17 protein-coding genes and 1 other RNA gene are annotated in these 15,044 nt (G+C 52.1%); 16 read left to right on the top strand and 2 right to left on the bottom strand.

Annotated features, from left to right (window positions below; genetic code table 11):
* The first annotated feature begins 18 nt into the window (after positions 1-18).
* From RQP18_RS07100 to RQP18_RS07110, 3 genes are read left to right on the top strand one after another with little or no spacing between them, the layout of a single operon-like run.
* Positions 19-639, top strand: coding sequence for a DnaD domain-containing protein (locus RQP18_RS07100; RefSeq protein ID WP_342387046.1), 621 nt, complete (start codon positions 19-21; stop codon positions 637-639).
* Positions 629-1,285, top strand: coding sequence for an endonuclease III (nth, locus tag RQP18_RS07105; RefSeq protein ID WP_342387047.1), 657 nt, complete (start codon positions 629-631; stop codon positions 1,283-1,285). Before RQP18_RS07100 ends, nth begins: the two co-directional genes overlap by 11 nt.
* The gene (locus RQP18_RS07110) at positions 1,282-1,563 is read left to right on the top strand and encodes a YpoC family protein (protein ID WP_342387048.1); all 282 of its coding nucleotides are present in this window, start codon (positions 1,282-1,284) and stop codon (positions 1,561-1,563) included. The genes nth and RQP18_RS07110 overlap by 4 nt, the downstream gene beginning before the upstream one ends.
* A gap of 36 nt (positions 1,564-1,599) precedes the next feature.
* Here the strand turns inward: RQP18_RS07110 and RQP18_RS07115 are convergent, their stop codons facing one another.
* The gene (locus RQP18_RS07115) at positions 1,600-4,053 is read right to left on the bottom strand and encodes a transglycosylase domain-containing protein (RefSeq protein ID WP_342387049.1); all 2,454 of its coding nucleotides are present in this window, start codon (positions 4,051-4,053) and stop codon (positions 1,600-1,602) included.
* A gap of 3 nt (positions 4,054-4,056) precedes the next feature.
* A complete protein-coding gene (gene recU, locus RQP18_RS07120) occupies positions 4,057-4,668 on the bottom strand; it encodes a Holliday junction resolvase RecU (RefSeq protein ID WP_342387050.1) in 612 nt (203 codons plus the stop codon).
* 97 nt (positions 4,669-4,765) lie between these two features.
* On the opposite strand from recU, the gene RQP18_RS07125 reads away from it, so the two are divergent.
* The 13 genes from RQP18_RS07125 to RQP18_RS07185 all read left to right on the top strand — a co-directional run bounded on the left by RQP18_RS07125 (position 4,766) and on the right by RQP18_RS07185 (position 14,893).
* Positions 4,766-5,095 (top strand): DUF1798 family protein, encoded by a 330-nt coding sequence (locus RQP18_RS07125; RefSeq protein WP_342387051.1) that lies wholly within the window; start codon positions 4,766-4,768, stop codon positions 5,093-5,095.
* On the top strand, positions 5,092-5,631 hold the full coding sequence (locus tag RQP18_RS07130; protein ID WP_342387052.1) for an SLOG family protein: 540 nt from the start codon (positions 5,092-5,094) through the stop codon (positions 5,629-5,631). Before RQP18_RS07125 ends, RQP18_RS07130 begins: the two co-directional genes overlap by 4 nt.
* A gap of 4 nt (positions 5,632-5,635) precedes the next feature.
* The gene (gpsB, locus tag RQP18_RS07135) at positions 5,636-5,962 is read left to right on the top strand and encodes a cell division regulator GpsB (RefSeq protein ID WP_342387053.1); all 327 of its coding nucleotides are present in this window, start codon (positions 5,636-5,638) and stop codon (positions 5,960-5,962) included.
* A 10-nt stretch (positions 5,963-5,972) separates the two neighbouring features.
* An RNA gene (rnpB, locus tag RQP18_RS07140) (RNase P RNA component class B) lies at positions 5,973-6,362 on the top strand.
* An 88-nt stretch (positions 6,363-6,450) separates the two neighbouring features.
* Entirely contained in the window at positions 6,451-7,578 is a 1,128-nt protein-coding gene (locus RQP18_RS07145; RefSeq protein WP_342387054.1) for a THUMP domain-containing class I SAM-dependent RNA methyltransferase, read from the top strand.
* 4 nt (positions 7,579-7,582) lie between these two features.
* Positions 7,583-10,957, top strand: a complete 3,375-nt coding sequence (locus RQP18_RS07150; RefSeq protein WP_342387055.1) for a dynamin family protein — start codon at positions 7,583-7,585, stop codon at positions 10,955-10,957.
* On the top strand, positions 10,954-11,820 hold the full coding sequence (locus RQP18_RS07155; RefSeq protein WP_342387056.1) for a sulfurtransferase: 867 nt from the start codon (positions 10,954-10,956) through the stop codon (positions 11,818-11,820). The genes RQP18_RS07150 and RQP18_RS07155 overlap by 4 nt, the downstream gene beginning before the upstream one ends.
* Positions 11,813-12,685, top strand: coding sequence for a 5'-3' exonuclease (locus RQP18_RS07160; RefSeq protein ID WP_342387057.1), 873 nt, complete (start codon positions 11,813-11,815; stop codon positions 12,683-12,685). Before RQP18_RS07155 ends, RQP18_RS07160 begins: the two co-directional genes overlap by 8 nt.
* A gap of 11 nt (positions 12,686-12,696) precedes the next feature.
* Entirely contained in the window at positions 12,697-13,098 is a 402-nt protein-coding gene (locus RQP18_RS07165) for a ribonuclease HI family protein (protein WP_342387058.1), read from the top strand.
* 63 nt (positions 13,099-13,161) lie between these two features.
* Positions 13,162-13,335 (top strand): zinc-finger domain-containing protein, encoded by a 174-nt coding sequence (locus RQP18_RS07170; RefSeq protein WP_084217600.1) that lies wholly within the window; start codon positions 13,162-13,164, stop codon positions 13,333-13,335.
* A gap of 10 nt (positions 13,336-13,345) precedes the next feature.
* The gene (locus RQP18_RS07175) at positions 13,346-13,630 is read left to right on the top strand and encodes a NifU N-terminal domain-containing protein (protein WP_316640029.1); all 285 of its coding nucleotides are present in this window, start codon (positions 13,346-13,348) and stop codon (positions 13,628-13,630) included.
* A gap of 95 nt (positions 13,631-13,725) precedes the next feature.
* Positions 13,726-14,454, top strand: coding sequence for a virulence factor (locus RQP18_RS07180; protein WP_342387059.1), 729 nt, complete (start codon positions 13,726-13,728; stop codon positions 14,452-14,454).
* 1 nt (position 14,455) lies between these two features.
* A complete protein-coding gene (locus tag RQP18_RS07185; RefSeq protein WP_342387060.1) occupies positions 14,456-14,893 on the top strand; it encodes a BrxA/BrxB family bacilliredoxin in 438 nt (145 codons plus the stop codon).
* Positions 14,894-15,044: the final 151 nt, after the last annotated feature.

Consider the following 15,044-nt stretch of genomic DNA (forward strand, 5'->3'; position numbering starts at 1 on the left):
TTTATAAGGAGACACAGCATGTTTGAAGAATATATAAGATATATGAATATACCAGTGAACAAAGTGCTGCTGGACTGCTATTCCACATTGGAGCTTGATGAATCCGGCTTCGTCGTCCTCGTCAAGCTGATGGACATCCACCACAGGTCCTCACAGCTCCCGGAATTTTCACACCTGGCCAAAGGGACGACGATGTCTGAAGCCAAGATAGCGGGACTGATACAGGAACTGATACAGAAGGAGCTGCTCGAGGTGGAGACCATCAGGGAAGATGGCAAATATATCGAGCGTTTCAATCTGGAACCCCTCTACAGGAAGCTCTCCCGTCTTCTGGAGTCGACGGAACCTGAAAAGGCGGAGCCGTCGGAAATCAGATCCCTGTTCGAATATGTCGAAGGATTGTACGGACGGGTCATCAGTCCGAATGAATTCGAAAGGATCAACAGCTGGCTGGAAGATTCCAAGTACAGTCCGCAAGTCATCAGGGATGCCGTCGATCTGGCGTACCAGAACCAGATCACTTCGCTCCAGTATGTCGAACGCATCCTTAACCAGACGGGCAGGGAAGAACCGGCTGAAAAAGCGGACCGGATGCCTGTACGTTCATGGCTGGAAGGAGAAGATGTTTTTGATCAGTAAAAAGAAGACCGTCGATATGATCGACAAGATAGATACGATGTTCCCCGATGCGGAATGCGAACTGGTGCACCAGAATCCATTCGAACTGACCATTGCAGTGCTGCTGTCCGCACAATGTACCGACAACCTTGTAAACAGAGTGACCCGGGACCTCTTCATGAAATACAGGACGCCGGAGGATTATCTGGCCGTGGATCTGCCGGAACTTGAGAATGATATCCGTTCCATCGGCCTGTTCAGGAACAAGGCCAAAAATATACAGAAATTGTGCAGGGATGTCATTGACCGTTTCGACGGCGAAATTCCCAGCAACTATGAGGATCTGGTGAGCCTTGCGGGAGTGGGGCGGAAGACCGCCAATGTGGTTCTTTCCGTGGCTTTCGATGTTCCGAGAATCGCCGTGGACACCCATGTCGAACGTGTATCGAAGAGGCTTGGGATCGCCCGGTACAAGGATTCCGTGCTGGAAGTGGAGAGGACGCTGATGCAGAAGGTGCCTGAAGAAAGGTGGAGCAAGACCCACCATCAGCTGATCTTCTTCGGCCGCTACCACTGCACAGCCAGAAACCCCAAATGTGAAACCTGCCTGCTGCTTGAAGACTGCAGGGAAGGGCAGAAGCGCATGAAGCGGAAGGATGTCCAATGACGATTGAAGAGATGTACCAGAAGCTTCTTGAAGAGGCCAGGAACCCGGACCCGGCACTGTATGATGCCTACCGGTCCGCCATAGTCTCCCATATCGACGAAGTGCTTGGCGATATGCCAGGGGAGGCACATGCCGAGGTGCTTCCCTTCAACTTCAGGGAGCGCATGGACTATATCCTCTCCCGGCCATACCAGTACCACAGCATCATCCAGCTGAAGGCTCTCCACGACGAATTCATCAAGAAGTCGGCCTCCTACCGGATAAGAAAGAGCAGATAGAAAAATCCCATGAGAATATTCTCATGGGATTTTTTATTATGCAGCTTCATCTGTCTCTTCCTCAACCGGTTCCTCGGCCGGTTCCTCGGTCGTCTCTTCAGAAGCCGGCTCATCAGTCTCGGCTTCTTCGGTTTCTTCTGTGGTCGGCGCCTCTTCGGTGGCAGGTTCTGTCTCTTCCTCCGTCGGCGCTTCAGTTGGTTCTTCGGTTTCCTCAATGGTTGGGGCCTCTTCCTCAGTTGGTTCCTCGGTCGTCTCTTCTTCAGGCTGCTCTTCGGTGGCGGGTTCTGTCTCGGTCGTCTCTTCAGGCTCTTCGGTAATCACCTGGTTCGGCTCATCGATGTCTTCCTCCGGCTGCTGGCGTTGGGTATTGCGCTGCTGACGCTGTTCATTTTCATATGTCTGCAGGCTTTCACTGCCTCTTACAGAAAGTTCATCACCGTTGACCTCAACCACACTGTCAGGACGTTCGAAGTCCTGGCCGTTGTAGGTGCTGATCGACTGCATGATGTCCCTGAAGAACCATTGCGGCGTGATGTGTTCATCCGCCCCGACGAATGAAGTATCCCCGCCTTCCTCGTTTGCCGTGAACCCAGTCCACAGGCTCATCGTGTATTCAGGGGTATAGCCCACGATCCAGGCATCCTTGGCTGCATTATCGGGAAGATTGTATTCCTCCTTGAGCTCATCGCCATAGGACGTCGTACCGGTCTTTGCTGCGATGTTCAGTCCATTCATCGGAATATAGTCGGCGCTGCCGTACGGTTCGAATGTGCCCTTCAGCATATCCGTCAGCATATAGGCGGTGTAGTCCTCCATCGCCTTTTCCGATTCGTGCTCGAATTCGACCGTTTCGCCTTCATCCGTCACTACGTGGCGGATCGCCTGGGCTTCATTATACGTGCCGCCATTGCCGAGTGTGGCATAGGCCTCGGCCATCTGCAACGGAGTGAACCGGGAATGGTCGCCGCCGCCGAGCACATCATTGAAGGTCAGTGGAAGGTCCTCCTCCTCTTCAGTGCTGTAGTCCAGGCCCACGCTCTCTGCAAATTCCTCCGGCGTGTTCTCGCCCTCTTCCTCCATCACGGTCTCGAATGTCTTGACTGCGGGAATGTTGAGGCTCTGTCTCAGGGCGTCGCGCATGGTCACTTCCCCATGGTCCTGCATGTCATAGTTGTAGATTTCATTATCGAATCCTTCAGGCTGATATTCGGCCTCGTCTTCAATTGTCTGGTCCGTCCGCCACTCGAGATGTTCGATGGCGGGTCCATAGGCGAGGAAAGGCTTCATGGTCGATCCGACGTTCCTTTCGACCAGGGCCTGGTTGTGCATGACCACTTCGCGGTAGTCGCGGCCGCCGGAGATGGCAACGAGATTGCCGGTCTCCGTATCGAGGATGGTCGAGGCGAGGTTGAAATGCTCGCTTTTGAACTTCGGATTGTAGTAGTAGTCCCTGTCGTTGACCATCGTCTGGAGCTGACTCTGGACACCGCTGTCCATATTGGTATAGATGGATAGGCCGCTTGCCAGGGCCTCCCCAAGCTCCATGTTCCTGAACTTGTCGTTCGTCTGGAGCTCCTGTTTCACGACGTTGATGTAGGAGGCGTATTCCGGATCCTCCGGTTCGTTCGATGCCCGTTCGTCCTCGGAACGCGCAACCAGGTTGGCAGTAATATCCGTGTTGATTGCTTCATTGTATTCTGCTTCCGTGATGCGTTCATGATGCAGCATCAGGTTCAATACGGTATGGGCACGCCTGGTGCCGAGTTCCGGATCGACATACAAATTGTACCTGTTCGGCAGCTGCGGGAGGCCGGCCAGATATGCGGTTTCTGCCAGGTTCAACGCTTCGAGCTCCTTGTCGAAATAATAGAGGCTGGCCGTCCGGATACCGTATATGCCATCTGAGTAGTAGATTTTGTTCATGTACATCTCAAGGATCTCATCCTTGGAATACTCCTGCTCAAGACGATAGGCGAGGTAGGCTTCCTGTGCTTTCCGCTCGAGCGTCTTTTCCTCCGTGAGGAAGACCCGCTTGACGACCTGCTGGGTGATCGTACTGGCTCCCTGGCTGCCGAATCCATCGGTGACGTTGTTGAGCACTGCTGCGCCGAGCCTCACAAAGTCGATGGCACCATGCTCGTAGAAGCGGTTGTCCTCCACAGCAAGGATGGCATCCGTGACGTGTTCGGGCGTTTCGTCAATATCTGTCAGTTCCCTTTTCTGTCCTCCGTATAGCGTGGTGACAAGTTCATCATCCTTGTCGTAGATCTTTGCCGGAATCGGGTCCTTCAGCTTCTCCTCACTGAAGGCCGGGGACTTGGATGCATAGTACGCAAACAGGAATGAACCGACGACAAGGAAAATCAGACCGATGAGAACCATCCACAGTAATACGCGCTTGATGAGGGAGGCTCTGGAACGCTGCCCCCCTTTTTTGGGAGTGCCGTTTCCCGCATTCTTCCTTTTGGTTCTTTTATAGTTCTGTTCCATATTCTATTCTCCATTCTCGAAATAAAATTCGTCGACTGCGTCAAGGTAGCCTATCCGCGGGTTCATCCCCTGCTTCAGCAGCAGGCTCGCATCTTTTATGTCCGTGTATCTGATGGATTTCCTGCCCCCGTTGAGGAATGCTTCCCAGAAGGGGAGGAAATGTCCGATCGGCATCAGGTAGGTTTCATCATATAATGAAAACTTGATGATGATGAACACGATGCCCCCCTGGTCATGGCAGCGCTTCATATGGTCCACCTGGTGTTCATGTATGTTTATGAAGGGGAAGCGCTTGTCGTTGCGCGTTTCCTTCGCTTCAAAATCTATATATCTGCCCCTGTATATGCCGTTGTAGTCGCTTGTCGAGGGAACTTTGAAATAGGCTTCATCAATTTTCGCCTTTCTTCTTGAGGGGTAGTCCACATTGACGATCTGGACCGGCGTCGGTTTCTTGTGTATGACGGCGCGCCCCGTCTCCAGATAGTAGGCGTTCGTCTGGTCCAGGTCCTTCTCCAGCGTCATTCCCCTGGAGCCATATTTCACTTTACCATCCAGCGTGCGGGTCCTGCGAGCAGAACCTTTTGGCTGCGGTTTGATGCCCTTGGGATATTTCATGTACATCGCCTTCCATTATTCTGTATGATGATAATATAACATTATACAACAGATCAGTGGACTTAAACCATTGATAATTATAGGGAGTGTGGCAGTTTTGTCAAGAAAGGCATCTTTTGAAAGCCTGCGGGCGCTGCTCGATGAAGTCGACCGCAGATATGATAAGGCAAGGTCGGGATATGAATTTGATTTTGCGAGCGAAGTCGAACCGTTCCTCGAGGAGAACAAGGAACTCGTCGATGCCATCGGCGAGATCGGCACCGACTTCAGGTTCAATCCGCCGACGCGGGAGAAGGTCGTCGAGGAGTTCATGGAACTCCTGATGGCCTGCCATGCAGGACGGTTCAGCCTGAAGCTGTACCGGGAGAAGTACAAGTTCATCAACATGTGGCTTTCACATGCACACAGGGAGGGGCTGTTCGGATGAAGACGCTGATTGCGGGATACCGCCCATACGAGCTCGGCATCTTCAAGGATACGCAGCCCGAAGCCGAAGTACTGAAGCAGTTCATGCGGGAGAAGGTGCGGACCTATGCCGAGACGGGTACGGAATGGTTCATCATACAAGGGTATACAGGCATCGAATTCTACGCGGCTGAAGCCATCATGGAACTTCAGGAGGAGTACGGCTTCAAATATTGTGTGCTGAAGCCCTTCCACAAGTTTGACGACAGGTACAAGGAGGAGGACCAGCTGAAGCTGAACCGCATCCTCGAAGCCAGCGACTTCCACAACTTCATCTTCGATCGGGAATATGAGTCGCCGAAGATGTTCAGGATGATCAACCGGTTCCTGATCGAGCATTCCGACCAGGCGCTCGTCGTGTTCGATGAGGAGGTGGAGTCGAAAACCCGTTTTATATACGAGCAAATGCTTGAATTCCAGGAGAATAATCCGTATAATATTGAAAGAATACAATTTGACGAAATCAATGCTTTCATAGATTCCGCTTATGAGAGGTGATATAATGAACGAATATACGCTGAAGCTTTCGGCAAAAGATATATTCGAAAAAGAGTTCGAGAAGTCCCTTAGAGGTTTCAAGCCCATTGAAGTAGATAGTTTCCTTGATGATGTCATCAGCGACTATCAAAAAATGGCTGACATGAACAACAATCTCAAAAGACTCGAGGAAGAGAACGCGCGGCTGAAGAAGGAAGTTGAAGAACTCCGGATTCGCGTGGCGACGAAATCGAGGTCCGTGGACAACCAGGCACAGACAAATCAGATAGACATCCTGAAACGGTTGAGCAATCTGGAGAAGAAGGTGTTTGGTCAGTCCAAGGTCAATTAGTTTAAAGCGGTATCTCGGATAATCGCTATGCATGCATATGCATAGAGGAAAGTCCATGCTCACACGATTCTGAGATGATCGTAGTGTTCGTGCCTGACGAAACCATAAGTCAGGGCAGCCCGTCCCAGGACGGCTGACGGCTGTGAACGGGCCTAAGTGCGAAGCATATGGCCCAATTAGCTATAAAAGTGCCACAGTGACGTAGCTCCTGCAGAAATGCAGGAGGTGGAACGCGGTAAACCCCTCGAGTGAGCAATCCAAATTAGGTAGGAGCACTTTCCAATGGGAATTCAACCTGAGGAAAGATACTACACTGTAGTATAGACAGATGATTATCACCAATGTGCAAGTGTAACTAGTGCACGCCTCAGCACAGCGGTACAGAACATGGCTTACAGAGATACCGGACTAGATGCGCTCTCCATTTGTAATGGAGAGCTTTTATTATATAATCAAACAATAATACATATAAAAGAGAGGGTTTTTGGATGGAGTTCAAATTGCTGGCAAACACACCAATGGGAATAGAGAGGGTCGTTGCGGATGAAATCGAGGCGCTCGGCTACGAAACGAAACTGGAGAATGGCCGCGTGTACTTCGAGGGGGATGAGGCGGCCATCATACGGACGAACCTGATGATGCGGACCGCCGACCGCATACGCATCATCATCGGCGACTTCAGCGTGGAGACCTTTGACGAGCTGTTCGAGAAGACGAAGGCGCTGCCATGGTCGGATATACTCGGACCTGCCGCAGCTTTCCCCGTCACCGGACGCTCCCACAAGTCGACGCTCTACAGCGTCCCCGACGTCCAGAGGATCGTCAAGAAGGCCATCGTCGAACATCTGAAGGATGCATTCAGCATCAGGACCAAGCTGCCGGAGACCGGCCCGCGCTACAAGGTCGACATCTCCATACTCAAAGACCGTGCCGTACTCACCATTGACACGAGCGGGGACGCCCTCCACAAGCGCGGCTACCGGACGGGACAGGGCGAGGCGCCGATCAAGGAGACGCTCGCTGCAACCATGCTCAAGCTTGCCAACTATGACGGCTCGAATACCCTGCTCGACCCATTCGCCGGTTCCGGGACCATCGCGATCGAAGCAGCCATGATGGCACTGAACATCGCACCAGGTTCAAACCGGACATTCGATGCAGAGAAATGGGACATCATCCCGGAAGAGGAATGGAAGCACACGCGGATGGCACTCGAAGAGGCGGCCCACTACGACAGGGATGTACGCATCCTGGCATCCGACATCGATCCGGAAATGATCCGCATTGCCAGGGACAACGCACTGGAGGTGGGGCTGCTTGATAACATCCAGTTCGAAACAAGGGACATCCATGACCTTGAACTGGAGGAAAGGAATGTCCAGATCGTCACCAATCCGCCATACGGGGAACGTATCGGGGAAGCCAAGGCGGTGGAGGAGATGTACCGCAAGATCGGTGAAATGATGGCGAAGGATCCGACACTGAGCGTCTATCTCATGACATCGAACAAGATGTTCGAACATATCGTCGGGAAGAAGGCGACGAAACGCCGCAAGCTGTTCAACGGCTATATCGAAACGACATACTTCCAATACTGGGGAAAACGGGGGGAATGATCCATTGGCTGCGACAGAGACACTTGAAATCCTATACAAACTGAAAAAGGAAATACTCAAATCTGAAAATGACGTCCTTGTTTCCCAGATCGACCACGCCATCATGAAGACCTACAAGGACCAGCTCGTCTTCTCCTTCATCGGCCACTATTCGGCTGGCAAGTCGAGCCTGATCAACCATATGCTGAATCAGGACATCCTGCCGTCCTCCCCGGTGCCGACCACCAGCAACACCGTCTCGGTGGAAATCGGCGACAGCGAGGAGATCAAGGCTTTCGTGGACCAGTACAGGTACATCCCCCTTGAAAACTACGAGGCGCTCAGGAAACTGAATACCCGGGATCTCGACATTACATCCATCTCCATGAATGTGCCGCACGCACTATTTCGGGAACGGACCGTCTTCCAGGACACCCCGGGTGTGGATTCCAACACGAGCAGCCATGGGGAGAGCGCCAACCGCTTCCTCCTCAACAGCGACTACATCTTCTTCACCGTCGAATACAACCATGTCGAGAGTGAACATAACATGAAGCTGCTGAAGGAGATCGCCGAGCTCGATATTCCATTTTCGCTCATCATCAACCAGATCGACAAGCATGATGACCGGGAGCTGACCATGGAGACGTTCCTCTCCCGCATCAGGCGGACGCTCGACCAGTGGAACATCATACCGGAACACATATTTACGACCTCCATCTATGATTCCCCCTATAATGAGATCAATCAGGTGACGAAGCACATCGCAGAAATAGAGGGGGCGCGGGAGGCATATGAGTCCGCGTACCATGGACGGATAATCAAAAACATCGAGGACAGGCAGCTCCAATACCTCCGGGATGCCGAAGCGGACCTCCGTGGACAGCTCGATATATCAGGGCACCCGTCACGGGATGAAGTCGAGGCGCATCTGGCCTATCTCGAGCGGGAAGTGGAGAATAGTGAAATTGCACGCCTGCATGAGGACCCGGAGGCCCTTCGCGCACATGTGCAAAAAGCGCTCAAGGACATCGTCGCGAACAGCTATATGTACCCGCATCAGGTGAAGTCCGTCATAACCGACTTCCTGAAAGTGCTCGCCGGTGAAATACAGCCGGGCGGCCTGTTCGGCAAAAGGAAGAAGGCCCGGATGCTCTATGAGGAGCACAAAGAGAAGATTGGACAGGAGATCGCCCCAGTGCTCCAGACCGAGATCAATGCACCGGTCAATGGCATGTTCGATTCACTCGGCCTCGAAGGCACACCGTTCAAGTATGAATGGAATCCGGGTGTCCTGATTGAGGAGGAGATCACCTCCCTCTCTTCAAACTACGTCATGAACTATCTGGACAAGCTGAAGCGGGAGATCGAATCCGATATAACGGCAAAAGCGCTGGATCACCTGGAAAGTCTTGAAGCGGGGCACCTGGAGCAGAAGGATACCGACGCACACCTCGCTGAAGAGATCGGGCTGTACAAGTCCCTCGGGGAGGTACTGGATCTGAAGGCGTCGCTTGAGACGGACAACTACAGGCACTTCTACATCCATCTGGATGATGAGATGGACAGGCTCAAACTGACCGAACCGATCACCCATGACTTCGGCGATGCAGAGCCTGACAGGAAACATTACAGCGACAGTGATGGACCGGCTGAAGCGGATGAGATGGATACACCGTACTTCGGCAGGCTGGCCCGGATGCTGGATGGCCATCCGAGATATGGCGCATTCAGAACAATCATCAAAGACAAGCTCGAACGCATTGAAAACGGCCAGGTCAACATCAGCGTCTTCGGGGGATTCAGTGCCGGCAAGACGACCTTCATCAATGCACTGATGGGGGAGGCCCGTCTGACGACGAGCCCGAATCCTACGACCGCAACCATCACTGAAATTGCGGACGGCGAAAGAAGCCATGCACTGTATAAGACCGAAGCGGACCTCGTCCAGTCCCTGGAAATCATAACGAACAGGCAGGGGGGATCGGTCAATGACTTCCTGCCGTGGATCAGAAAGCATAAAAAGACGGTCAAAGAGGCATATATTCCGTTTCTGACCGGAATCGAAACCCACTATGACAGGCACCGTGACCACCTCGGCACCGACGTCGACATGCCGACGTCGGAACTGATCGACATGATTAGTGCGGACGAGGAAGCCATCTTCATCCATAAGGCGTTCCTGTCCATCAGGAATGACCTGACGGATAAATTTTCGATCATCGATTCCCCCGGGATCAATTCGATCAATGAGCGGCATACGAAGGAGACGCATAATATCTTATCAGCCAGTGACATGATCATCTACGTCTCCTACTACAACCACGTATTCAGCCGTTCCGATGAGCGCTTCCTACAGTACATCAAGTCCATCAAGGGCGAAGACTTCCCCGTCATCTTCATCGTCAATGCCGTCGATCTGATGAAATCGGAATCGGACCTCGAGAAAGTGCTCGACTATATCCGGTCATCCCTCGGCCAGCTGGAAATAAAGAACCGGATTTTCCCGCTCTCCGCCAAGCAGGCGCTTGAAAACGGGGACGAGCGGTTCGATCATGCCAAGGAGGAGATCATCTCGCTCGCGCACCGCAATGCTTCGAAAATCCAGTACCAGTCCCTCAAGGAAACAGGGGAGCAGCTGAAGCATTCCATAGCCGGCAATATGAAGCGGTACCATAACCAGTATGAAGAGCAGGCGCACATCGAGTCGGTCAGGGAGGATCTGACTGCAGCACTCGACCAGTTCACGGCACAGAGTGTGGCACCGACGCTGCATCAGGAACTGGACATCATCCTCTCACATGTGGAGAAGCAGCTGACCCTGAAGCTGTATGACTACCTGAAGGCACTCGTCTCTTCGTCGGATATGAGGAACAGGAAGTTCATTGCAGAGAATCGGACCTTCCTTACCAACAGCATCAACCAGCACCTGTCACTTGAGCTCGCGACAAGCTTCAATGCCATCTATCACAAGGCCGATAGGGAACTGGCGCAGAACATCAGAAAATTGAATGAAGCGCTGAAGGAGGCCCAGACTGCCCATCATATCGAAACGGTCCAGGTGGACCGGCCGCAGCCGGAAGCAAAAATCGATCCGGACCGTCTGCTCGATTTCCAGAAGCCGCTTCACCAGGCAAAAAATCAGCCAAGGGATTTCCGCACCCTGCTGCTCGATATGGCGAAAGCCCTCGTCCAGTCCATGGATGAGGAGGCGATGGCGTCCGAAATGACCCATATGGTTGATGGATATCTGGAAAATACGGATCAGAAGATGCAGGGGGAACTGGAAAGCATCCAGGAAGCCCTGAAGGAACCGTTGCCTGAAATCAGCGATGCGGAATATGAAGAAGACAGGAAACTGAACCAGGCGATTGAGAATCTGGAGGTGGTTGAAGCATGACGATTATAGATGGCATGACAACAGCGGATGATATTCCTGAAAACCTTGTACTGGTCGATTGCAGGAATGTGATGGATGATGTTGAAGCGTCGCAGCGGAAAGTGGACGGCAATCCCATAACGGGGGCTGTGCATGTGCCGCAGCGTCCATGGATGTTCGATGCAGACGGCCTTAACGCAGGCAGGCATCCGATACCGCGCAGGAGCGTGGTGGCAGCCCTCCATCAGGCATTGAAGCAGGATGCGGGAGATACGCTGCTCCTCATCGATGATGAAAAGCAGTTTTTCCACACACGGCTCTACTACCTCTTCAGGCTGTATGGCTTCAATGCTATGCTGTGGAATGACGCGCTGGAACATCTGGATTTGTTGTCAGCAGAGTTCAGGAATAATGCTGGCTCCCTTCCTTCTGAAGACTTGGAGCGGAAAGGGACATATGAAGATGCCGAAAGAGATCTCCTTGCCGTGATGGATGAAGTACGGGAAGCGGTGGATGACGAAGACATTCTGCTGATAGACGTCAGGGCACGTGTGCGATACCTCGGTGAGGAAGAACCCATCGACCATAAGATGGGGCACATACCGGGGGCTGTGAATATTCCCTACGGAGACCTTTTCCATTCGGGAAGGATCGATTTTGATGCACTCGGAGATATGCGGGACTTCCTCGGCAGTTTCAGGGAAATCATCGTCTACTGCGGCTCGGGGATGAGCGCGACACCCGCGTTCCTCGTGCTCCATGAAATGGGGCTGCCTGTTAAGCTCTATGGCGGCAGTTTCTCGGAGTGGATCACGGATGGGACCAACAGCATCGAAACAGGGGATTCCCCCCTGAATGAAAGGATCGTTTCTCAAAATGAATAACAATATACTGGTAGTGGACGGCATGGCACTGCTGTTCCGTCATTTCTATGCGACAAGCTTCCGTCAGCAGTTCATGTACAATGCCTACGACAGGCCGACGAACGGCGTACAGGGGGTCATCCGCCATGTGCTGAAACTGATTGAGACCCTCAGGCCGGAGCAGCTCATCATTACATGGGACATGGGATCGCAGACCGTGAGGAATGAATGGTTTGCGGACTATAAGAAGGACAGGGTGGCACCGCCCGATGAACTCATCCCCCAATTCGATTATGTCAAGAAAGTGCTCGATGACCTGGACATGTTCCAGATAGGCCTCAAGGGCTATGAAGCGGATGACATCATCGGTACACTCTCCAAAGCGTACAGGGACATCGTCATCGTCAGCGGAGACCGTGACCTGCTCCAGCTGCTGGATGAAGACAATGCCCTGTGGCTGACGAAAAAGGGGTACACGGTATATGATCAGTACACGAAAGCCCGGTTTGAAGCGGAACACGGCATCACACCGGACCAGTTCATCGACGTCAAGGCACTGATGGGCGATGCCAGTGACGGCTACAAGGGTGTCAAGGGCATAGGGGAGAAGACGGCCTTCAGGCTCATCCGTGAATTCGGAAGTGTGGAGAATCTCCTGATGAACCTCGATCAGCTGACACCTGCGGTACGTTCAAAGATCGAAACGGATCTCGAATCCCTGAAGATTTCCCACAGGCTCGCCAGGATCATAACCGATGTGCCGATCGACCTCACCCTCATTGAAGCACGCAGTGCCCTGAACATTTCAAAACCCCAGATCCAGACCATCCTTGATGCGCACGATCTTAAGATCAGCAGCAAGTATGTACAGACTCTGGATCTGTAGGGGGTGATGCAATGGCAAGAGCATACATTGACGCAGCCGCATCCATGAATCCGAAGATGGCTGCCGGGGCGGTGGTCTTCAAGGATGAAGGGGTCGACCTGGAGTTCACCCTCTTCCTTGGGGAGATGGATAACCACGAAGCGGAATGGGCAACTCTGGAATTTGCGGTGGAGAAGGCACTGGAGCATTCCCTCACTTCATTGATCGTCCATACCGATGCAAAGATCATCGCGGACAGTTTCGATCGGAACCATGTCAAAAACCCGGTCTACAGAAAATATTTCGACCGGATTGCACCACATCTTGAAAAATTCGACCTGTTCATCGTCAGCTGGACACCGAGGGGTAAAAACCGGCGGGCCGATGAACGGGCGAAAGAAACTTTGTATTTGTATAGGAACAGAAGAGGCTGATCCAGGAGATCAGCCTTTTTTTATACAGTACATTTCGGTATAATTGAAAAAGGAGGTTGAAAAGTGAATATCGAAGTATTGGATAAGATCAACGCCCTTGAAGAAAAGTATTGCCAGGGCTGTCTTCTCAAGGAACTGAACCGTTCCGAAGGCACCCGGACGGCTGCACATAATTTTTGCATTCACGAGTGCTCTGTAGGCATAGCCATACGGTCACATGGGAATAAGCTGCAATAGGAGGATTACAATGGAAATCGTAAAAATTGAACCGACACCAAGTCCGAACACAATGAAGATCACAGTAAGCGAAGAGAAAGCGGAGATGAAGTCATCCACATACCGTCAGGTGACGGATGAAGCTCCTGATTTCATCAACAGGATCCTTGAACTCGATGATGTAACGAGCGTCTTCCACGCCCTTGATTTCATCTCTGTGGACAAGTCCCCGAAAGCCGACTGGGAAACCCTGATACCGGAGATTGAACAGACGTTCACATCCGGAGAGCAGGACGTAAAAAAAAACCAAAATTAGAGAGTGATTTCGGGGCGGTCACTACACAGGTCCTGACATTCAAGAATATACCCTACCAAATCAAGCTGAATGATGGGGAGGAGCACCGGAAGCAATTGCCTGAGCATTTTCTGAAAGCGGTGGAGGAGGCGACATTGCCGGAAGACAACATCATCCTTCTCAGGAAATGGGAGGACTATGGTACACGCTATGGTGAACCTGAAGAGATATTCGGGGAATTGTCGGAGGAACTGGATGCACTCTATGATGAAAAAAGGCTTGCAGAGCTTGTCCGGGAAGCGAGGACAAAGACGACACCGGAGCCGAAACGGTATTTCAAGGTTTCCGTCGAAGACTTCCGTTCAAAAGAGAACTGGAAGGACCGCCTGTGGCTCCTGAATCATATGGAGACGCCGACGGAAGCGGATTATGAAGTGCTTTCCCTGGCACTCGAGGATGACAAGATGCAGGTGAGAAGGGAAGCAGTCAGCCTGCTTGCCATGATTGAGGAAAAGACGACGCTGCCATATCTGAAGCGCGCACTCGGTGATCGTTCGGTACCCGTCAGGAGGACGGCGGGGGATGCCTACAGCGATCTCGGGTATAAGGAAGGACTCGAGGACATCTATCCCCTTCTCGATGACAGGAGCCCCATCGTCAGATGGCGTGCTGCAATGTTCATCTACGAAGTGGGGGACGAAGAGAGTCTGCTATACCTCAAGGCGCATATCGATGAGCCCCAGTATGATGTCCGCCTGCAGATTGAAATGGCCATCGCAAGGATCGAGCAGGGGGAAGATGCACTTGGCAGTGTCTGGAAACAAATCCAAGAAAGGGAGCGGTAGTATGAATCCATATGAAGCATACATGAAGGAAGTTGCCCAGCCAATGCGTGAAGAACTGACCGGGAGGGCGTTCGATGACCTGACGACACCGGAGGAAGTGGACCAGTTCATGGACAGTCTGGAATCAGGCGAAACAGCCTTCGTCGTCATCAACAGCGTCTGCGGATGTGCAGCAGGACTTGCAAGGCCTGCTGCTGTAACTGTAGCTGAACAGAATCCTGTGCGCCCTGACAGGAAAGCGACCGTGTTTGCCGGCCAGGACAAGGAAGCTACTGAACGTATGCGTGAATATGTCGGCCAGGCACCTTCAAGTCCATCCATGGCTTTGTTCAAAGGCAAAGAACTTGTGCATTTCATGCCGCGTGAACATATCGAGGGCAGGGACGTCAATGATATCATGATGGACATCAAAGAAGCTTTTGACGACCACTGTTCATGAAAAAAACAGGAAAGGCTGAGCCTTTCCTGTTTTTATTGACATTATTCTTTCTAGTCGTAGATGCTCATCGAGATCATATATAAAGCGAGCAGCGTAAGACCGATTGTCATGATAATTTCCATAAGCCACACTCCAAAAGAAATTTATTTAT

It is taken from the genome of Salinicoccus sp. Bachu38 (assembly GCF_038561955.2).
Taxonomy (GTDB): Bacteria; Bacillota; Bacilli; order Staphylococcales; family Salinicoccaceae; genus Salinicoccus; species Salinicoccus bachuensis.